Origin of the sequence: Hallerella succinigenes, from assembly GCF_002797675.1 — a bacterium.
Classification (GTDB): domain Bacteria; phylum Fibrobacterota; class Fibrobacteria; order Fibrobacterales; family Fibrobacteraceae; genus Hallerella; species Hallerella succinigenes.
This window is the reverse complement of the sequence record NZ_PGEX01000001.1, coordinates 2313526-2334443: the sequence shown is the minus strand read 5'-3', so window position 1 is coordinate 2334443 and position 20918 is coordinate 2313526. Positions and strand designations below refer to the sequence as shown.

Below are 20918 nucleotides of genomic sequence, written 5' to 3'. Positions count from 1 at the left end.
TTTTTGTGACTAAAAGGCTTGACTATTTGGAAATCGCCTGTACTTTGCGCGTCAATTTGTCGGGCGGAATGAGCATTGCTTTGGTCATTCGGGTGCCTTCCATGCGCAAGACTCGGAACCTGTAACCGCTTATATCCACCTCGGCGCCGGCGGACGGGATCGTGCCGAGCTTTGCGAGTATAAGACCGGAAACGGTCTCGACATGAATGCCTTCCGGTTCTTTCAACTCGATTTCCGTCGCATCTTCAAAATCGGAAAGAGTAATCAGCGGATTGAAAATGTAGCGGCCATCTTTCAACTTCTGGATCATCGCATCCTCTTCGAGGTCGTCTTCATCCTTGATTTCACCGACGATTTCTTCAACGATATCTTCGACAGTCACAAGACCTGCGACTCCACCGTATTCATCGACAACGATTGCAAGCTGATTGCCGTTTTCGCGGAGTTCGCGTAAAAGATCGTCGATCTTCTTTTGCTGAGACACGAAGACGACCGGATTCAAAAGCGACTGCAAATCGAATTTTTCAGAACCGTGTTCCGTGTACCATTCGAGGAAGTCGCGTGCCGAAAGAACGCCGATGACGTTGTCGACCGATTCGCGGTAAACCGGGACACGGGAATGGCGTTCTTCGTTCAAGACCTGAATCGTTTCTTCAAGGCTCGACGTAATGTCGATGGCGACCATGTCTACGCGCGGCGTCATGATTTCACGCACCGGAGTTTCCACAAAGTCAAATATGTTCAGCACCATCTGACGCTCGTCTTCATCGAGAGCGTCTTCGTCTTCATCAGACATGTCCGAATCAAGATCCGACTGCAGAGCGTCACGCTTGTCTTCGGAAAGGAAGCTCAACTTGGAATCGTAACCCAAAGCCTTGTGCACCTTCAAATACAGCATATTGGCAAGCTTTGCTTCCAGCATAAACGGCAAGCGAAGATACTTGTAAATCGGAAGCAGAATATGCGAGAAGGTTTCCGGCTTGACCGCTCCGAACATGTTCGGGACGAGAATCACAAAGAAGTACGTGATGAAACCGGCGAGCACCGTATAGAGCGCAACGCCGAGAATCGGCTTTCCGTAAAAACCTTCCGTGAGAACGTAGGCTGCGACAAAACCGAGAACGCCAGCTGCTACATTCAAAACGGTGCGGGCGATCGAAACGGTTTCGTTAAAGCCCGGAGCATCGACAAAGGCATTCACCTTTTTCACGAGCTTTTCATCTTCTTCGCTTTCTGTCGTTACCGAAAGAGCGAGGAATACGATTTTAATCAGCGAGAAAAGTCCCGAGAGGAACAAAAAGAGAATCGCGAAAACAATACAAGGGGTAACACTATCTACCCACGTCAGAAAGGGCATCAGTTCTTCCCCTTCTTTTGGGCGGCTTTCGCCGTCTTTTCCGTTTTTTTCTTTCCGTGACGATAAGGATCGATTCCGAGAATTTCCCGTTCACGACGGCGCATCACAACGCGTTCCGGGACCGTGTGATGGTCATAGCCCGAAAGGTGCAAAAGACCGTGGACAATCATGCGCTTGAGTTCCATGTAGAACGTGTTGCCGAACTTCGGCGCCTGGCGCTTGACCTGATCGTGGGCGATATAGATTTCACCTAGAAGATAGTCTTCGTGCCATTCAAAGCTCAAGACATCCGTCACCTTGTCGAGTTTGCGATATTGATGGTTCAATTCGCGCACCATCTGGTCAGAGCACATCACGATATTGACGTTTTCCGGGTGGCCTTCTTCAATCAAGACCTTGCGGGCCAGCGGTTCTAGACGAGCCTTCCACGGGAACTCTTCGCCTTCTTTTTCTGCGAGAAGATTGACCTGGAAATTCGGTAATCGAGATTCCTTTTTCATATTAGAGTTCGTACCACTTCTTTAAAACAGTGATAATCGCCTTCGCCTGTTCCTTGTTCGAAATGTTGAACTTGCTTCTCTGCTTGAAGACGCCCTGTTGCTTCTGGTAACGGCGGATCGAGACCTTCGGCTCCCCAAATTCGCCTGTTTTCGCATTGCGATCCTGATACAGGAACATCATCGTGGACCAAGCGCCCTTGCTCAAATATTCCTTCGCAAGTTCCTTGATAACGAGTTCACCGGTTTCTTCGTCGGTATATTCGACGGTCGGTTCAAGATTTTCTGTATCCATAATCACCTCTTCAAAAAATTGACAAACTACCTGTAAAGATAAAAATCTATATTGCCAAAATAGTAAGGCAACGCCCCAAGGAGGGAGATTTTGAACGAATTCCATTCTCCATTTAGCCGTCTTTTCGCAAGAACGCTTCTGGCCGGCAGTCTTTTCATTCTTCCGACTTTTGCCGCGGGCAATTCAGGCTCAGTCGGTAAAGTCTGCTACATTCTGGGAGAAGTCACCGTCCAGAAAAAGGCCAAAAGTAACTGGAATCCCCTTCGAATCGGGCTCAAGGTCCATGAAAAAGACCTGATTCGAACCCTTGTCGAAAGCGAAGCGGGGATCGCTCTTTCTGACGGCAGTTCGATTACCATCGAAGAAAACACGACCATCCTCTTTGAAAACGCGGTCAATCAGAAGAACGAGACGACCAAAACGGTGGAAATCCGCACGGGACGCGTCTTCTTTGACGTGCAAAAACAGAAATCCAACGAGAAGTTCCAATTCAAGACCGGCACCGCTACCGCTGCAATCCGCGGCACGAACGGCTTTATCGAAGGTTCTGCCGCAGGAACCGTCGTTTCGCTCGAAACGGGTAAAATGCTCATTACCGATACGACCGGACAGGAAATGGAATTGAGCGGAGGCGAAACCCTGGTGCAAGAAAAGGGCAAGCCGATGCGCAAGTTCAAAACGCCGAATGCAGGCACCAAGGGACTCGCCAAGGAAATCACCCAGGAACGCAAGAACAATACCTTTACAGCCGACAATCTCGAAAAGAAAGCGAAGGATCTCGCCGCAAAGAATGCGAGCCTTCAAAATCCTTGCACTTTCGATCCCCTGCCGAGCATCGTCACCGCAACGGAAGTCCACGTTTCAGGCAAGTGCGCCGACTCGGTTCTCGTCCGAGTCAACGGAATCGATGCGGTCATGTCGAAGGAAGGAACCTTTGACGTTCCTGTGATTTGGGACAAGGAGTCCTATGGTACCAAGCGTATTCGCGTAAAATGCGCCCAAGGAGAAGCCGAAGTTCTTTGCAAGGAAGCAAACGTGGAATACGTGAAGCAGACGAGCAACGACGACAGCGCCTTTATCCGGATTCAGAAACAGGGCAAACTTTCGATGAACACGGTCGAAGGAATCACGGTGAATGCGGACTTCTTCAGCGAAGATCCGAACGCCCAGGTCACCGTTTCGCTCGGAAGCGTTACCTCCCCGAACCTGAACACGCCGAAAGCAGGCGGTCATGTGAGCTACACCTTTAGACCGCGCGATCCAAACGTCAGCTGGACCGAAAAGTTCATTTACGTGACGCTCCAAAGCAAAAAGAAGACCCTTCGGGATTCCATCCCGGTTTCCTTCCCGCCGAAGCTCAGCATTATCGGGGCGAATGCGGACAAGTGTGAAATCCGTTATAGCCTTGTCGGAACGCACAACAGCAAGGTCGTCATCGAAGAATTCGTCGATGGCATGCCGGCATTCAAGACTGAACACAATCAGGACATTCCAAGCGCAAGCCTTCCAATGCTCAGCGGCAACCGCAAGTACAGAATTCTTGTGGAAGACGAGGCCGGGAATCGTTCCGAAATTTCCGATTCGTTCCTCTGCAATCTTTAAGGGATTGGTTAAAAATCACCAATTCCTTATTTGGCTCAGGCATTTTTCTTTGGTGTATCCAAGTGATCACCCTTGGGTACTTTTTTCCGATAGGCCTCACTCACAATTCTCGCGGCAATGAATGTCCTTTTTACTTACAAAGAACTTCCCTCTCCCCTCATTTTCTAAATTAAGGGCTCATGTCATTAAACGCTTACCATTTTAGAGAACTTTCCATTCCGCTCGAAAAGAAAGGCGAAATTTTACCGGCGCTTGCCCATGCGACAGGCCTCCATGAAGACGCCATTCTGAACTTGGAAGTGGAACGTTTTGCGCTTGACTCCCGCAAACGCGGTGCACCGCACTGGAGTTACAACGTCCGTTTTGAAACGGCAAAGCGTTTGCACCCGACGCACTGGCTCGTTCCGGCGACGGAAAAGGCAGAGACTTTAGACAGCGATCCTTTGAAAGATTCCGTTTTGCTGTCCAAGCATGTCACGGTTGTCGGCGCAGGCCCCGCCGGGCTTTGGGCCGCGCTTTCCCTGCAGCGCAAAGGTTTTAGCGTACATCTTTACGAACAAGGAAGCCCAGTAGAAGAGCGTTTTGGCGACATTCACCGCTTTACAGTTGACCGGAAGTTCAATCCGCATTCAAACGTTCTGTTTGGCGAAGGCGGCGCAGGAGCTTACTCCGACGGAAAACTGAACACGCGTTCTCGCAACGTATTTTCAAGCGCCGTCCTTGCGGACATGGTGCATTTCGGAATTTCTAGCGATGTGCTGACCTTTGCAAAACCGCATATCGGAACAGACCGCTTGGTTCCTTTGCTGCGCTCTCTGCGAAAAGAATTTTTATCGCTCGGTGGCGAAGTGCATTTTCATACCGCCCTCGAAGATTTTGAACTTTCGAACGGAAACATTTCCAAGGCGAAGTTCAACGGGGCTTGGCAGAACGTCGATAACCTGGTGCTCGCGCCGGGACATTCGGCGCGTTTCCTTTACGAGCTTTTGCACGAACGCGGCGTTGAAGAAGAAAGCAAGGCGTTTGCACTGGGTGTTCGAGTCGAACATCCGCAGTCGCTCATCAACTTGAGACAGTACGGGGCAAACGTCAACACAAACCTGACCGGCAGTGCGGAATACGCCTTGACCGCAAAGACTTTGAACCAGACTTCCGCAGCCTACAGTTTTTGCATGTGCCCGGGTGGAGTTCTTGTCCCATGCGTCTCCGAAAACGGAACTCTGGCCACAAACGGCATGAGCTACAGCAAGCGCAACGGGAAGCTTGCCAACGGAGCTATCGTCGTCCCGGTTGAAAAAAGCGAAAGCCTTTTTGGCGGCATCGAAATGCAGCGCCGTTTTGAAAAGAGAGCTTTTGAAATCGGCGGCAAGGATTACACCGCTCCCGCTCAGACAATCAAGGCTTTCCTCAGCGAAAAAAAAGATTCTGCCCTGCCGAAGAGCACATTCCTCACGGGCGTTGTCCCCTGCTCGATCCGCGACATTTTAGACGATGCGATTTGCGATTCGCTCGCCGACGGTTTTGAACAGTTCGAACGCAAGATTCCAGGCTTCATTTCGGAAGGCTTGATCGTTGCACCGGAAACCCGTACCAGTTCCCCGGTGCGCATTGTGCGAAATACGGATACGCTCGAAAGCGTTTCGACAAAGGGGCTTTTTGTTCTCGGCGAAGGTGCCGGTTATACGGGCGGCATCGTGACGAGTGCGGCGGACGGCATTAAACTTTCGAACCGTGTTCGTCTGGCGAAAGATTAGGACATCAGATTATGATTACTCGAGTTATCGATCGTGATTTTGCAAACATGCGCCTTGACCGTTTTTTGCGCAAGGCATTTCCAAACGAACCTCTTTCCACTTTCTTCGCCATTCTGCGCAAAAAGAAAGTCCGTGTGAACGGAGTTCACGCCAAGGCTCCGCAGACGCTACACGAAGGCGATACGGTCGACATTTACGAAAACTTTAAGAGCATTGCAAACGAAAATGAAAATGCAGCTCCGGTGAAAAAGGCCTGGGGTACCGCGCCACAGTTCTCCGAACGTTACTTTGTGGAGCAGAACCTGAACATTGCGCTCGAAAAAGAAGACTTTGTGATTATCGACAAGCCGTCGGGAATTCCAAGTCAGCCGGGAACAGGCACGCGCAAAGGCGAAAGCCTGGTGGAAATGCTCTGGCAGTGGGGCAACGATCAGCAACTCGATTTTAAGCCGACGATTGCACACCGCTTAGACGAAGAAACCTCGGGGCTTCTCGTGGCCGCCTTGCACGGCGACACTCTCCGCGAACTCACCAAGATGCTCCGCGAGCACCAGATCAAAAAAAACTATCTCGCCCTCGTCAAAGGAAACCTTGATAAGGAACGCGGTACGATCAACACGACACTCGAACGCACCGATTCCAAGGCCGGTGCCAAAATGAAGACCGGAACCAAGGAAGGTATCAACGCGGTCACGCATTATGCGGTCAAGGAACGCTTTGACGGTTACGACCTCGTGAAGATCGACCTCGAAACCGGACGCATGCACCAGATCCGCGCCCACTTCGAAAGCATCGGTCATCCGTTGATCGGAGACAGCCGTTACGGCGACTTCTCGTTGAACCGTGAATTCAAAAAGAACTTTGGTCTGAAGCGCCTCTTTTTGCACAGCGCACGTCTTGACTTTGAATGGCATGGCGAAAAGATCGGCATCGATTCCGCCCTTCCGCTGGAACTCAAGTGTGTCATCAAGGAACTGCGCAATCTGCGCAAGAAATCCGCTCCGAAAAATCCGACACGCAAATAAAAAGTTTTACACATACAACCCCAAAGGAACATACACATGCCCATTGCTGAAAACACAAAAGTCGCCATCCATTACACGCTCAAGGATGACGAAGGCAAAGTGATCGATTCTTCCGTCGGCAAAGATCCACTGAACTACATCCACGGCCAAGGCATGATTGTCCAGGGTCTCGAAAAGGCTTTGACCGGTAGGAATGTGGGCGACAAGTTCTCCGTGGACGTCGCTCCGAAAGAAGGCTACGGCGAATACAATTCGGAACTCGTCCGCGCCATTCCGAAGAACGCATTCCAGGCCGACAAGATTGAACCGGGTATGGTCTTTTACGCCAATACTCCGGCAGGTCCGATGCCGCTCACCGTTTCGAAGGTCGAAGGCGACAACGTGATGATCGACATGAACCACGAACTCGCCGGTAAAACTCTGCACTTTGACATCGAAGTGATGCAGGCAGAAACCATGACCGAAGCAGAGATCAAGGAAATGATGGAACCGCACCACTGCTGCTGCCATGGCGAAGGTCATGAAAACGGTGAAGAAGGCGATCACTGCTGCTGCCACGGCGAAGGACATGACGACGAAGACGGTGAACATCACTGCTGCGGTGGTCACCATGACGACCCGAATCACGAATGCAAGTGCAAAAAAAAGAACAAGGAAAACTAATTCCGTTTTCTTTGTTTTAGGCTCTGTTCCCACAAATGGTTGTTGACAAGTTCAAAATGACATAATTTGTCATCATTAGAATGAACATTTGTGGCGATGAACGAGATTGCGCCGCAGATAGCCCTGCTCAGGCAGATGTACATGGACTGGACAAGAAGTCCCGCAAGGACGGAACCAGGCGATACAAGTGCAAGGCCTGCGGACGCACGTTCGTACTCGCGAGGAACACCGTGTTATGGGGAAGCTTACAATCTGATTTGCGGACTTTTGCAGAAAGTCCTACGCCTCGATCATGCCCGACCACAAGCAAGCTTGTGTCGGTCGCGATACTCGGCTTGTTGACTTTTCGCCTTTCAGGACCGGCTGGATGACTTGTTCCCTTGTCTCGGAGTTGTAGCTGCCCTCTTATTAAACTCCTGCATGGTCCATGATAAAGATTGCGTATCTTTTTAGATCAATCCTTGTATCTCTCACGCTTTTTTTGGGTCTTCTTTAAATTCTCAATTTTCTTGTTATAACATTGATGAATGAAATATAGAGAATCTAAATGGGCTTTGGGGATGAACGTTTGTCCTTTTGGAGTGAAATTGTGTGTGGAGAATAACTCAAAAATGCTTGCATAATACAATTCGTCAAGAGTGAAATTTTGGGGGACATTCTTTTCTACTTCGTTATGAGCATTTATCCCAAATGAAATGTCGATAACCTTTTTTCTTGTGAGGATTTGGTCCATTGGTGATGTGATTATGGGGAAGCTTACAATTATGGGGAAGCTTACACTGCAATATCAAAAATGGTTTCCATCTAAAAATTCCCCATTCGGTTTTTCAAACCCTATTATAACAAAATTCTGTTACTATTTACAACAAAAAACGCATCACAGATTATTTCCAAAAAGATATATTGCATGTTATCATGCCAAATTTCATAGATAACATCAGCACAACTCTTCACGAAGAATTGAAGGTCTCCGTCAAACCCGGAAGCAAGGTTTCCATTGCGGCGGCAAGTTTTTCTATTTACGCTTTTGAAGCACTAAAGAAAGAGTTAGAACAGGTTGAAGAGCTTCGGTTTATCTTTACAAAGCCGACTTTCACTAAAACAGATGCTGTCAAGAATGGTAAGGAACAACGCGAATTCTACATACCCAAGTTGAACCGCGAACGTTCTTTATACGGCACGGAATTCGAAATCAAGTTACGCAACCAGCTTTCGCAAAAAGCAATTGCAAAAGAATGTGCAGACTGGATTCGCCGCAAGGTCAAATTCAAGACAAATGTTTCCGACCAGGTGGTCCACGCAGGTTCCATAGTCGTATCTGACCCTGCCGGTGAAAAAACGGCATTCACACCGATTAACGATTTTAGCAAGACGGAACTCGGCCTTGAAAAAGGCAACTATATGGGTTTTGGTATAAATAAAATCGAAGCGCCCATATCGAACAATTTCCTCGCATCATTCAACAGAATTTGGAACGACAACGAAAAGTTGCAAGACATCACCGATACTATTCTTGAAAACATCGAGAACGTCTATCGCGAAAATTCACCGGACTACATTTACTTCGTTACGCTCTATAACATTTTCCACGAGTTCCTCAATAACATTTCCGAAGATGATTTGGCAAACGAGGCAACAGGTTTCAAGAACAGCGCCATCTGGAATAAGCTTTACGATTTCCAGAAAGAAGCAAGCCTTGCCATCATCAACAAATTGGAAAAGTTCAACGGATGCATTCTCGCCGATAGCGTCGGTCTCGGTAAAACATTTACGGCCCTTTCGGTCATCAAGTATTACGAGAACAAGAACCGCAACGTGCTTGTGCTTTGCCCCAAAAAGTTGCGCGACAACTGGATCACTTATCGCGAGAACTACAAGAACAATCCTGTTGCAAGCGACCGTTTTGCCTACAGGGTCATGAACCATTCCGATCTTTCCCGCACTTCGGGCTATTCAGGCGATATCGATATTGCGCGATTCAACTGGAGTAACTACGAGCTTATTGTCATCGACGAAAGCCACAACTTCCGCAACGGTGGCAAGACCACCGACATGGGCAACGACGAAGACCCGAAAGAAAATCGCTACTTGCAGTTGATGAACAAGGTTATTCGCCAAGGCGTTCGAACCAAAGTCCTGATGCTTTCGGCAACCCCGGTAAACAACCGCTTTAACGATCTCAAGAACCAGCTGGAACTCGCCTATGAAGGCGATTCGAGCCAATTAGAACAGGCAATCGGAACGGGAGACAGGACAATCGCCGATATTTTCAAGCAGGCACAATCCGCTTATAGCAAGTGGTCAGAACTGGATGAAAGCGAACGCACTACGCAACGACTGCTCGGAATGTTGAATTTTGACTTTTTCAAGATTCTTGATTCTGTTACCATCGCACGCAGCCGTAAGCACATCGAGAAGTTCTACGACACGAGCAAAATCGGCGCATTTCCAGAGCGCCTCAAGCCCATCGCTCGCCGCCCCCAAATTACCGACATTGATTCAGCGGTAACATTCCGAGCCATATTTGACCTATTGCAACAGCTGAAACTTGTAGTTTATTCACCTTCGGCGTACATTCTACCGAGCAGACTCTATAAGTACGAGGACGACGCCCCAACAAAAGCTGGAGGAAAAGGACTTTCTCTAATTAACCGAGAACGTGGTATCCGCGTTCTCATGCAAGTGCAACTTTTGAAGCGGCTTGAAAGTTCTATCTATTCTTTCAATACATCGCTTGGTCACATAAAGACCTTGATGGGGAACACCCTTGTCAAGCTTCGCAACCATGTTGCCGATCTAGAAATCAATGATATCGATGGACTCGGTCTTGACGAAGACGAAATCACCGTCGGTCGCGAAAACAACCGCATCCACCTAGACGATTTGGACTACAAGTCCTGGGAACGTGATCTCAATGCCGATTGCGAAACCATTACGAAACTTATCGAGATGATTTCCATCGTGACGCCGGAGCACGATTCAAAATTGCAGCAGTTGCTTGCCGATATTGACAACAAAATCGAACATCCATTCAACAACGACAACCGTAAAGTCATCGTATTCTCCGCTTTCAGTGATACTGCGGAATACCTCTACAATAATGTCGCTGAACATGTGCTCAAGAAATATGGCCTGCATTCAGCACTCGTCACAGGAGATGTAAACGGTCGCACAACACTCAAGACCAAGAGAAAAATGGATTTCAATATGGCCTTGACATTGTTTTCTCCCATCTCCAAAGAAAAGCAAGCTATTTACCCGGAAATCAAGGAAAACATTGACATCCTAATTGCAACGGACTGCATTTCTGAAGGTCAGAACTTGCAAGATTGCGACTACCTCGTAAATTACGATATTCACTGGAACCCCGTTCGCATTATCCAACGATTTGGCCGTATTGACCGTATTGGCTCCAAAAACAAGAGCATCCAGTTGGTAAATTTCTGGCCAGATATTGAACTGGATGAGTACATCAACTTGAAAGGACGTGTAGAATCAAAGATGAAGGCCGTCGTGATGACCTCTACTGGCGACGACAACCCGATAGCTCCCGAAGAACCCGGTGACCTTGATTATCGACGCGACCAGCTGAAACGATTGCACGATGAAGTTGTTGACCTTGAAGAGATGAACAAGGGCGTCTCCATCATGGATTTGGGCTTGAACGAATTCCGTCAAGACCTGATTGAATACATGAAGACGAACCCGGATATTGACCATACCCCGCACGGACTCCATGCCGTTGTGGCGAAAACGGGCACACTCCCCGAGGGGGTCATTTTCGTTCTCAAGAACAAAACGGGTGAAATCAACATCGGCAAAAAGAATCGTCTGCATCCGTTCTACATGGTTTATTTGGACAACAACGGCAACGTGATTACAAACCACCTTGCCCCAAAAGATTTGCTGGATAATGTACGCGCACTGAGCAAAGGCAAAGTGGAACCTTTGAAAGACCTGTGCAAAGCGTTCAACAAAGAGACCGCCGACGGCAAGCGAATGGATCGCTACTCCAAGCTGCTTGACAAAGCCGTAGAATCCATCGTTGATGTCCGCAAAGAAAGCGCCATCGACAGTTTTCTCGGTGGCGACCAAGGTGAACTTTTTGACAAGGTGCCCGCCGGCCTTGACGACTTTGAACTCATCAGCTTCTTCGTGGTGAAATAATGTACGGCCTGCCTGCAAATACGGAACTTTCGCGGCAACTCTCCAAAGAACGAGTGTTTACCCAGTTCAAGGTGAACCGAACCGCACAAGATGCGTTCAATGCGGACATCTCGACGATGTTCATCTCGAACCATATTTCAGAAGCGACCGTGCCCGGATTAAAACCCGGGAAAAAAGTGCAGGGCATCTACGTGCTGACGCTGAACCTCAAACACCCCGGCTGCGACAAGAAAAATCTGGAACTGCTCGCCAAGGCAATACCGCAAAACATGGTATTTGCGCTGGTCCTTGACGGAACGGCGCAATTTGCAGTATATTACGAGAACCTGTATGCAACAAAGCCGGTAAAAGCAGAAAACGCAAAACTGGAATTGCAGGGGACGGACCTTGACGAAGTCTGGGAAGGACTAATCAAGAGTATCGGAAACATTGCCATCGAAGGCGAAAACACCCTCGTAGAACAAATTGCGGCAGACGATGCCCGCGATGCCCTGCAAAAGAAAATCGAGAACCTGAAAGCGAAAGCCTACAAGGAAAAACAGCCCCGACGCAAAAGGGAGCTTATAAACCAAGTCAAGGAACTTGAAAAAGAATTGCAAAACGCCACACCCAAAAAAGAGGACTAGACGTGATCATTCAGAAACGTGAAAATCAGGATGTCGAGTTCAAGCAATCTTGGCGAGACGAATATCTCAAATGGATTTGTGCCTTTGCAAATACAGAAGGCGGAATCCTCTATATTGGCGTGAACGACATCGGTGAAGTCTGCGGGGTGGCCGACAGCCACAGACTATCTGAAGATATCCCGAACAAAATCAAGCACACAATGGGACTTGTCTGCGACATAAAACTTTTGAATGAAGGAAACAAGGATTATTTCAAAATATCCGTTGAAAAGTATCCGTTTCCCGTAAGCTACCACGGCAAATACTATAAACGCTCAGGTTCCACACTGCAGGAACTATCCGGAATTGAGCTCGACAAAATGATTCTTTCTGTTCAGGGGCGAACATGGGATTCGATACCTGTTCCCAATGTTCAAATAGAAGACCTTGAAAATGACGCATTCCGATTATTCCGGACGAAGGCGGCTGATTCCGGCAGACTTGACAAAGAATCTCTAAGTGTCACAAACGGCACCTTGATAAAGAATCTCCATCTGACAGAAAACGAGATGTTAAACCGTGCCGCCGTTCTCGCGTTTCACCCTGATCCGGAACAATGGGTGACTGGGGCTTACATAAAAGTGGCCTTTTTTGAAAACGAAGCCGATATCCTATATCAAGATGAAATTCACGGTCCGCTTTTACTGCAAGTCGAAAAGACCATGGAGCTAATCTACACGAAATACATGAAGGCCCTGATCTCTTACGACGATATCTACAGAAAAGAAACCTTCTTTTTCCCAAGGGCTGCCTTCAGGGAACTTTTGCTCAATGCGGTAATCCATAAGGATTATCTCTCTACGACGCCTATCCAGATTCGTATTTACAAAGACAAAATCAGGCTATGGAACGACGGTAACCTGCCCAAGGAAGTCCCGCTTGAAAACCTTTACAAGGAACACGTATCCAAACCGACAAACCCCAACTTGGCCAATATTTTTTTCAAGTGCGGCATGGTTGAATCCTGGGGGCGTGGATTTGAAAAAATCGCGGCATACTGCGCCGAAGAAAAGGCCAAGCTACCAGAAATAGACCTCTCCTTGGGTGGAGTTACGGCAAGGTGCTTTGCATCCGACGCTTACCTTGAATTACTAGGAAGGCATTCCGAGAAAGTTCCTAGAAAGTTCCTAGAAAGTTCCCTGAAAGTTCCTAGAAATTGCCCGGAAAAAGCCCAAAAAACCTATATTGCGATTGCTCAAAATCCGCAAGTGACAAGTAAGAAGCTTAGCGAAGAACTGAAAATTTCGGATAGAGCAGTTAGAAAGCATATTAAGGAGCTCAAGGCAGCAGGCCTTATTGAACGAATTGGCAGCGACAGGGCTGGACACTGGCGAATTATTGCGGCTGAAAACGACTAAAAAAGGATTTACAATGGAACACTTGAAGATGAAGACTGCGGATATGGCAAGCGAGAACTTTGAGAAGCTCAAGGCGCTGTTCCCGAACTGCGTCACGGAATCGCTCGACAAGGACGGAAACCCGGTCCGTGCCATCGACAAGGACCTGCTCATGCAGGAAATCAACAGCGAAGTGGTCGAAGGGCAAAAGGAACGCTACCAGTTCAATTGGCCCGGCAAGCGCGACGCCATCCGCAAGGCGAACGCCCCAACCACGATGACGCTCCGCCCCTGCAAAGATGAATCCGTCGATTTTGACAACACGCAGAACCTCTACATCGAAGGCGACAACCTCGAAGTGCTCAAGTTGCTCCAGAACAACTACCTGGGCAAGGTCAAGATGATTTACATCGACCCGCCCTACAACACGGGCAACGACTTTGTCTATAACGACAACTTCAAGCAGGATTCCGAAACATTCCTCGAAACGAGCGGCATGTTCGACGAAGACGGAAACATGACCTTGCAGAATTTCGAGAAGAACAGCGAAAGCAACGGCCGTTTCCATACCGATTGGCTCAACATGATGTACCCGCGCCTGAAAGTCGCAAGGAATTTGCTTAGCGAAGACGGCGTGATATTTATTTCCATTGATGATAATGAACAGGAAAACTTGAAGAAGATATGTGATGAAGTGTTTGGTCAACAAAATTTTGTTGCTGAATTAATTTGGGAACGCGCATACTCCCCAAAAAATGACGCAAGATTTATTTCTAATAGCCATGATTATGTTTTGATGTATGGTCGTGATATTGAGAAATTTACAATAGGAAGACTGCCGCGCACAGAAGAAGCCAATGCTCGCTATTTAAATCCCGACAATGATCCCCGTGGCGTTTGGAAACCCAGTGATATGTCTGTCAAAACATACAACGCCGATTGTGACTACCCTATTACCACGCCCTCTGGGCGGGTGGTAGAGCCTCCAGCAGGTCGCTGCTGGAGGCTCTCCAAAAAAGCTTTTTTGGAGAGACTCCAAGATAATAGAATTTATTTTGGGTCAGATGGGAACAGTGTTCCTTGCATAAAGCGTTTTTTAAGCGAGTTGAAATTTGATGGCATGGCTCCGACATCCATTCTTTTTTATAAAGAAGTGGGACACAGCCAAGAGGGAGCAAAGGAAGTTGTCGCTCTGTTTGGAGACAAAGGAGTTTTTGATGGGCCAAAACCAGTTCGTCTTTTAAGGCGTTTGCTGACTTTGGCTAATCTCAAGGAAGACTCAATTGTTGTAGATTTTTTCTCTGGCTCAGCATCTACCGCACACGCCTTGTTACAGCAAAATGCTGAAAAAAATACTCGCTGCAAATTCATCCTAGTTCAGCTACCAGAATTAGTGAGCGAAACAAAGAAATATCAAGGTTTTTCCAACATCTGTGAAATCGGCAAGGAGCGTATCCGCCGAGCAGGCAAGAAAATCAAGGAAGAATCCGGTGAAAAGGCAAAAGACCTCGACATCGGCTTCCGCGTATTGAAACTTGCCGAAAGTAATATGAACGACGTGTATTACAAGCCCGCCGACATCGACCAGGGCTTCCTCGACAAACTCGACACCAACATCAAACGCGACCGCACCCCGATGGATTTGCTGTTCCAGGTCATGCTCGAATGCGACCTTGAACTCTCCAGCAAAATCGAGGAACGTGAAATCAACGGCAAGAAAGTCTTCTTCGTAAACGACAAGGAACTCGTCGCCTGCTTCGACGAAAACATCGACGAAGCCACCATCACCGAAATCGCAAAACTCAAGCCTTACTACTTCGTCATGCGCGACAGCTCCCTCGCCACCGACAACGTCGCCGACAACTTCGAACAACTCTGGAACGCCTACAGCAAAGACACCATCAGGAAGGTGCTGTAATGAAATTCAAGTTCAAGATTCAACAGTACCAGACCGACGCGGTGGAATGCATCGCCCGCGTGTTCGATGGCGAACCCTGTATTGACAAGACCTTGTACCGTCGCGATATCGGCAAGGTCGATTCGCCTATGCTCAGGCTCGAAAACGAGGAAGGCTTCAGTAACCACGAACTAGTGCAATCCGAAGGCAATCTTCTTGAAAATATCCGCCAGCTCCAGCTCGAAAACGACATCAAGAAGTCTGAAAAGCTGAACAAAAATCTTGGACTTGTGAACCTTGACATTGAAATGGAAACCGGCACCGGCAAGACGTATGTCTATATCAAGTCGATGTTCGAGCTGAACAAGCGATATGGTTGGAGCAAGTTTGTTGTCGTCGTGCCGAGTATCGCCATCCGCGAAGGCGTCGCCAAAAGTTTCGAGATGCTTGAAACGCATTTCTTTGAACACTACGGCAAAAAAGCCAAATGGTTCGTCTATGACAGCTCAAACCTGCAAAAGATTGATTCCTATTCAAGCGATGCCGGAATCAACGTAATGATTATTAACACGCAGGCGTTCGCCAGTTCCATGAAAGAGGGGGCGAACAATAAAGAAAGCAAGATTATCTATTCCGAACGTGACGAATTTGCAAGCCGTAAACCTATTGATGTTCTTGCAGCAAACCGCCCGATTATCATTATGGATGAACCGCAAAAGATGGAAGGTGCCGCTACGCAGGCAGGCCTCAAACGGTTCAATCCGTTGTTTACCCTGTATTTCTCGGCAACACACAAGACCGACCACAACCTGATTTACGCCTTGGACGCACTGGATGCATACAACAAAAAATTGGTCAAGAAAATCCAGGTCAAGGGTTTTGAAATCAGCAATATTCCTGGCATCAAGGACTACATGTATCTTGACGACATCGTCAAGAGCAAGAACAAGGCCCCTATCGCAAAGATAGAAGTCAATGTCAAGTTGAAAAGCGGCGTTATTACCCGTAAAATTTTGAGTTTCGTGGCGGGCGACAAGCTTGAAACCGCAACAGGCCTCCAGGTCTATAAGGGGCTCGAAGTCCTGAATATCGACCCTGAACGCAGTTCGGTCACTTTTGTCAATGACGTTGTTTTAAGCAAGGGTCAGGTTGTCGGCGACATTTCCGAAGACGCCATGAAGCGCGCCCAAATCCGCGAAACCATCAAGTCGCACTTCGAAAAGGAAAAATTCAATTTCGAACGCGGCATCAAGACGCTTTCACTTTTCTTCATTGACGAAGTTTCCAAGTACAAGTCATACGATGACGAAGGCAACGAAGTCAAGGGCGAATACCAGAAGATATTCGAAGAAGAATACGATTACTACCGTAACGAAAACAGCAACCTGTTCAACGGGAAATATCAGGAATACCTAGATCGCTTTGACGCAGCACAAGTCCATAACGGATATTTTTCCATCGACAAGAAGGGCCATGCCGTCAACAGCGCCCTTAAGCGTGGCTCCGACATCGCGGACGATATTTCTGCATACGACTTGATCCTCAAAAACAAGGAACAGCTGCTCAGTTTTGATGAACCGACGCGATTCATCTTCTCGCATTCGGCTCTCCGCGAAGGTTGGGACAACCCAAACGTGTTCCAAATCTGCACCTTGCGCCACGCAAGTTCTGCTACAGCAAAACGTCAAGAAGTAGGCCGCGGACTCCGCTTGTGCGTAGATGTCAACGGAAATCGTATGGATCTTGATACCCTCGGCGAAAATATTCACGAAGTCAACAAGCTGACCGTTATCGCAAACGAAAGCTACAAGGATTTTGTCTCGGGCCTTCAAGCCGAAACCAAGGAAGTCCTGCGCACTCGCCCGACAAAGGCAGATGAGGAATTCTTTATCGGCAAGAATGTCACTGTCGATGGAGTCAAGCGCCCGATTACAAAGGCCGAAGCGGATGCCATTCACGCCTACTTGCTCATTAACGATTACATCGACGAAAAGGGCAATGTCACCGACGTATATAAGGATGCCGCCAAGAACGGAACGCTGGAGCCAATCAAGAAGGCATCCATCGCCCCTATGGAAGCAGATATCCACAAGCTTGTGCAATCTATCTTCGACGAATCGGTCGCACTTGACGGAATGGTCGAAGACGGCAACCAGACCGAAATCAAGGATAACGGGCTCAACAAGGCGAACTTCGAAAAGAAGGAATTCCAGGAACTGTGGAATCAAATCAACCACAAGTATGCCTATACCGTCCACTACGACAGCGACGAACTCATCAAGAAAGTCGTGAATGATATCAACGCAAACTTGATTGTGAAGAAATTGTCTTATACAGTCCATTCTGGCGAACAGAAAGACGTAAACGATTTTGATGACAACCAGAAAACAGCCTCGGAAGTAGTCGATATCGCCGCCATGTCACAAACCAAGTATGATTTGGTTGGCGAAATCGCCAAGGGTGCGACACTTACACGCAAAACCGTCGTCGCCATATTGAAGCGGATTGATGCAAGCAAGTTTGCGTTATTCAAGAGCAATCCTGAAGAATTTATCAGCAAGGTTATCAAGACCATCAAGGAACAGAAAGCGACTATGATTGTGGAGTGCATCCGCTACAACACAATCGACGACACTTACGACAGTACCATTTTCACTAACGAAAAGCATTCTTCGACATACGAACGTGCAATCCCAGCCAACAAGAGCATCATGGAATACGTGTTCCCCGACAGTGACGGCGAAAAAGATTTCGCCCAAGCTCTTGAAAAGGCAACCGAAGTGTGCGTGTACGCCAAACTACCGAGAAGCTTCCAGATTCCGACCCCTGTAGGCAACTACGCCCCTGACTGGGCAATCGCTTTTGAAAAAGATAAAGTGAAGCACGTATTCTTTGTCGCCGAAACAAAGGGCTCAATGGATTCGATGATGCTACGCCCTGTCGAAAAGGCAAAAATCGAATGCGCCAAGAAGCTATTCAATGAAGCCTCGACCGGGAATGTTCACTACGCGCACGTAGCGAGCTACCAGGATTTGCTGAATGCAGTAAGAGCAGGGTAAATAACACCTAAAAATATTGATATATGTCAATCAAAATTAGTTACAACCCACAACAGGTAAGAATGCTAAAGTCATTTAGAAGACTATTTGATGCTAAATGGAAATCTAGATGCAAACACAATAATAATCAAAACGAAGAAGAATTAGAGAATGATGCAGATAATTTTTTTCACGCTAGATAGTTGACCCTTAAAAAGTCACTTCGCGAGCGCAGGATAAGGAGGTTCGCCGTTTTTATTCACCCCTTCCCGGCAAAGGAAGCAACAGTATAGCCATTCCAACAGGACAAAAAAGCGCCTCATGGCCCTCTTGAAGTTGAACGCCGCTGCTGCAAGCTTTGCATTGAGCATGTCGCCAAAGATTCCCTTGTAGAAATTTCTACCCATACGGTGGTCGCTTTTCAGGTGGCCGTTGATAGGCTCGATGCCTGCCCTCTTGCAAAAAAGCTTGTGAGCCTTTTCCTTCTGGTAGTAAGTCGCGTTTTTCTTCGGGACGTCCGGTATCACGATCTTTGTCGTTCCGGATTCCTTTTGTCCGCGGTAGCCTCGGTCGCATGCGGCCTGGCTCGGCCTGAATCCAAGCATTTGTTCAACATGGTCAAGCGTATCGTCTATCGTATGTCCGTCATACTCGTCCCGGAACGAGACCGCGCCGACAATGATGCCGCTGTAGCTCCGGGCGATTGACACCTTGTTGCCGAACTCGTATTTCTTGTGTTCCTTGCCCTTGCCGATGCATTTTACTTCGGGTTCGTGAAGCGAATAGACCTTGTCCTTGTCGCATTTCTTCTGTGCCAGAACTTTTTTGAAAAGCTCGATTTTTTCTTTGTACGTGTTCAACAAGTTCTTGCTGGCGAGATTTCGCTCTAATTCACGGACGAGCCGTCCCGCGATTGTCTTCAGCCTGCGATCTGCCTTGTGAGCCTTCTTGCCGTTCTTCGGGTGATTGCGGAAACGCTGGTCACGATGGACCTTCTTCAAGGTTCTCTTGTAGGACTGTCTTTGCGGAAGATCATGCTCTTCCACGATCCTCTGTACCTGTTCTATTATCTTGTTCGCAAGTTTGGCGTCTGTAGGGAACGTGATGTTCTTTTCCTGCACGGTCGTGTCAAGAAAGACCGTGCCGCATCCTGTCGGTCCTTGTTTATCGTGGTCATCGTTGACGAGGATACTTTCCTTGAGGATCATGTCCATGCCCGCTTCGCCAATCATGTGCCGGAAGTGAACAAGTTCGCTCGGGTCGCAGGGTTGCTCCGTCGAGAAGAACCGTTCTCCGCAAAAATACTGGTAATAGGCGTTTTCCTGAAACTGCTCCACGACGGACTCGTCCGATACGTTGCGGATGTGCTTCAGGATGATGAGCCCGGTCATGAGACGGATCGGCTTGTTCGGGGCTCCCATTTTGTCGTCAAACCGTTTCGAAAACTCGGTCTCGAACTTGTTCCAGTCAATCTTGTTCGCGAGAACGTAAAGGGGATGCTTGTGGTTCAATTGCTCCTCAAGGGAACAGAAAAGGCTTGTCTGTGCGTGGGATTTTGGCGGTCTGTACATAAAAAATTGCAAGGTTTTCAATCATATTTTAGAAAACCTTGCAATATTTTCACAGGGTAGAAATCAGTTTTTCCCAATAGTTATGCGGGCTGGGCGGGATTTTAAGGGACGACTAGATATCAACAACCATAATGGTTAACAGAGCCATTTACTATATTTTCTCACATGAAAAAACTAATCCTCATTCTCTCCATCCTGGCATTGAATGTTTTCGCAATCAACTGCCGCGACATGTTCCAGACATCTTTTACATCCAGCACCACAAATACATATTTGGTAGACAGTGCCTACATCGAAAACTACGGTCACGATTTTACTTACTACGCCTCCATGAAATACCACTATACAGGGAGCAACCTGGACAGCATCGTCCGGTGCGTAGAGCTAGAGGACAATTGTTCAACAATTCATCAAAAGACGATTCAGGAAACATCCGAAGAAAACATCAGGACAACTACCTATTACAACGACCAAATCATCCAGGAAGAAACCTATTTCATAGGAATGGATTCTTCCCTGACCTATGTCTATAGTCCCGCGATCTCCGATGAACCGAAGGTTGACTATATAAGAATTGTATACTTGCGAAACGACACCCTTTATAGGGAAGCATGGGACTTACCCGAAAACACACTCCAAAAGGAACAAAGCTCCTTCATAACCCCAGACCCCAATGACGAAAACACCTGCGTCATAACCTCCTACGATTCCCCTTCCAGCACAACCCAGCAAATGATAACAAATACCGAAAACGGATTCGTTGTGTCAAACAAAAATAGCGAGGAAAAGATGTTCTATATTATGGTCAACCCCAATTCTACCACCTCGATTCTCCGCAAAAACCGCCCGACATTCATCCCCGAAAAAGCAAAACATTTCGACCTCCTCGGCCGCCCCGCCAACAGCAAGTACATCATAAAATTTAATCGATAGGCTCTGTTCCTTCAAATGGTTGTTGACAAGCTTAAAATGACATAATTTGTCATCGCCGGAATGAACATTTGTGGCGATGGACGGGATTGCGCCGCAGATAGCCCTGCTCAGGCAGAT

14 protein-coding genes are annotated in these 20918 nt (G+C 47.8%); 10 read left to right on the top strand and 4 right to left on the bottom strand.

What is annotated here, in order from left to right:
• Nucleotides 1-22: 22 nt before the first annotated feature.
• Genes BGX16_RS10735 through BGX16_RS10725 form a run of 3 tightly spaced genes read right to left on the bottom strand, consistent with a single transcriptional unit; the run spans nt 23 to nt 2149 of the window.
• Complete coding sequence (locus tag BGX16_RS10735) at nt 23-1357, bottom strand: hemolysin family protein (protein ID WP_100426031.1); 1335 nt, start codon at nt 1355-1357, stop codon at nt 23-25.
• Nucleotides 1357-1857: an rRNA maturation RNase YbeY gene (ybeY, locus tag BGX16_RS10730; protein ID WP_100426030.1), complete on the bottom strand. Its 501-nt coding sequence runs from the start codon at nt 1855-1857 to the stop codon at nt 1357-1359. Before ybeY ends, BGX16_RS10735 begins: the two co-directional genes overlap by 1 nt.
• A 1-nt stretch (nt 1858) precedes the next feature.
• On the bottom strand, nt 1859-2149 hold the full coding sequence (locus tag BGX16_RS10725; protein WP_100426029.1) for a hypothetical protein: 291 nt from the start codon (nt 2147-2149) through the stop codon (nt 1859-1861).
• A gap of 90 nt (nt 2150-2239) precedes the next feature.
• On the opposite strand from BGX16_RS10725, the gene BGX16_RS10720 reads away from it, so the two are divergent.
• From BGX16_RS10720 to BGX16_RS10675, 9 genes are all read left to right on the top strand, one after another.
• Nucleotides 2240-3751 carry a FecR family protein gene (locus BGX16_RS10720; RefSeq protein ID WP_157797996.1) on the top strand — a complete coding sequence of 504 codons (1512 nt, stop codon included), beginning with the start codon at nt 2240-2242 and terminating at the stop codon, nt 3749-3751.
• Between the two features lie 179 nt (nt 3752-3930).
• Entirely contained in the window at nt 3931-5505 is a 1575-nt protein-coding gene (locus tag BGX16_RS10715; RefSeq protein WP_100426027.1) for an NAD(P)/FAD-dependent oxidoreductase, read from the top strand.
• An 11-nt stretch (nt 5506-5516) separates the two neighbouring features.
• Nucleotides 5517-6530 carry an RluA family pseudouridine synthase gene (locus tag BGX16_RS10710; RefSeq protein ID WP_100426026.1) on the top strand — a complete coding sequence of 338 codons (1014 nt, stop codon included), beginning with the start codon at nt 5517-5519 and terminating at the stop codon, nt 6528-6530.
• A gap of 36 nt (nt 6531-6566) precedes the next feature.
• The gene (locus BGX16_RS10705; RefSeq protein ID WP_100426025.1) at nt 6567-7193 is read left to right on the top strand and encodes an FKBP-type peptidyl-prolyl cis-trans isomerase; all 627 of its coding nucleotides are present in this window, start codon (nt 6567-6569) and stop codon (nt 7191-7193) included.
• Between the two features lie 915 nt (nt 7194-8108).
• Nucleotides 8109-11360: a helicase-related protein gene (locus BGX16_RS10695; RefSeq protein WP_100426023.1), complete on the top strand. Its 3252-nt coding sequence runs from the start codon at nt 8109-8111 to the stop codon at nt 11358-11360.
• Complete coding sequence (locus tag BGX16_RS10690) at nt 11360-11986, top strand: DUF4391 domain-containing protein (protein WP_100426022.1); 627 nt, start codon at nt 11360-11362, stop codon at nt 11984-11986. The genes BGX16_RS10695 and BGX16_RS10690 overlap by 1 nt, the downstream gene beginning before the upstream one ends.
• 2 nt (nt 11987-11988) lie before the next feature.
• Entirely contained in the window at nt 11989-13383 is a 1395-nt protein-coding gene (locus BGX16_RS10685) for an ATP-binding protein (RefSeq protein ID WP_198514910.1), read from the top strand.
• Nucleotides 13384-13396: 13 nt separating this feature from the next.
• Nucleotides 13397-15280, top strand: coding sequence for a site-specific DNA-methyltransferase (locus tag BGX16_RS10680; RefSeq protein ID WP_198514909.1), 1884 nt, complete (start codon nt 13397-13399; stop codon nt 15278-15280).
• Nucleotides 15280-18318: a type III restriction-modification system endonuclease gene (locus BGX16_RS10675; RefSeq protein WP_100426021.1), complete on the top strand. Its 3039-nt coding sequence runs from the start codon at nt 15280-15282 to the stop codon at nt 18316-18318. The genes BGX16_RS10680 and BGX16_RS10675 overlap by 1 nt, the downstream gene beginning before the upstream one ends.
• Before the next feature lie 197 nt (nt 18319-18515).
• On the opposite strand, the gene BGX16_RS10670 is transcribed toward BGX16_RS10675, so the two are convergent.
• On the bottom strand, nt 18516-19868 hold the full coding sequence (locus tag BGX16_RS10670; RefSeq protein ID WP_198514908.1) for an IS5 family transposase: 1353 nt from the start codon (nt 19866-19868) through the stop codon (nt 18516-18518).
• 165 nt (nt 19869-20033) lie between these two features.
• Between BGX16_RS10670 and BGX16_RS10665 the strand changes: the two genes are divergently transcribed.
• Nucleotides 20034-20801, top strand: a complete 768-nt coding sequence (locus BGX16_RS10665) for a hypothetical protein (protein WP_157797995.1) — start codon at nt 20034-20036, stop codon at nt 20799-20801.
• Nucleotides 20802-20918: the final 117 nt, after the last annotated feature.

Excerpts from the sequence above, each read along its gene's own strand:
- BGX16_RS10735 (WP_100426031.1), bottom strand. The coding sequence starts at position 1,357 with ATGCCCTTTCTGACGTGGGTAGATAGTGTTACCCCTTGTATTGTTTTC.
- ybeY (WP_100426030.1), bottom strand. The coding sequence starts at position 1,857 with ATGAAAAAGGAATCTCGATTACCGAATTTCCAGGTCAATCTTCTCGCA.
- BGX16_RS10725 (WP_100426029.1), bottom strand. The coding sequence starts at position 2,149 with ATGGATACAGAAAATCTTGAACCGACCGTCGAATATACCGACGAAGAA.
- BGX16_RS10715 (WP_100426027.1), top strand. The coding sequence starts at position 3,931 with ATGTCATTAAACGCTTACCATTTTAGAGAACTTTCCATTCCGCTCGAA.
- BGX16_RS10710 (WP_100426026.1), top strand. The coding sequence starts at position 5,517 with ATGATTACTCGAGTTATCGATCGTGATTTTGCAAACATGCGCCTTGAC.
- BGX16_RS10705 (WP_100426025.1), top strand. The coding sequence starts at position 6,567 with ATGCCCATTGCTGAAAACACAAAAGTCGCCATCCATTACACGCTCAAG.
- BGX16_RS10695 (WP_100426023.1), top strand. The coding sequence starts at position 8,109 with ATGCCAAATTTCATAGATAACATCAGCACAACTCTTCACGAAGAATTG.
- BGX16_RS10690 (WP_100426022.1), top strand. The coding sequence starts at position 11,360 with ATGTACGGCCTGCCTGCAAATACGGAACTTTCGCGGCAACTCTCCAAA.
- BGX16_RS10680 (WP_198514909.1), top strand. The coding sequence starts at position 13,397 with ATGGAACACTTGAAGATGAAGACTGCGGATATGGCAAGCGAGAACTTT.
- BGX16_RS10675 (WP_100426021.1), top strand. The coding sequence starts at position 15,280 with ATGAAATTCAAGTTCAAGATTCAACAGTACCAGACCGACGCGGTGGAA.
- BGX16_RS10670 (WP_198514908.1), bottom strand. The coding sequence starts at position 19,868 with ATGTACAGACCGCCAAAATCCCACGCACAGACAAGCCTTTTCTGTTCC.
- BGX16_RS10665 (WP_157797995.1), top strand. The coding sequence starts at position 20,034 with ATGAAAAAACTAATCCTCATTCTCTCCATCCTGGCATTGAATGTTTTC.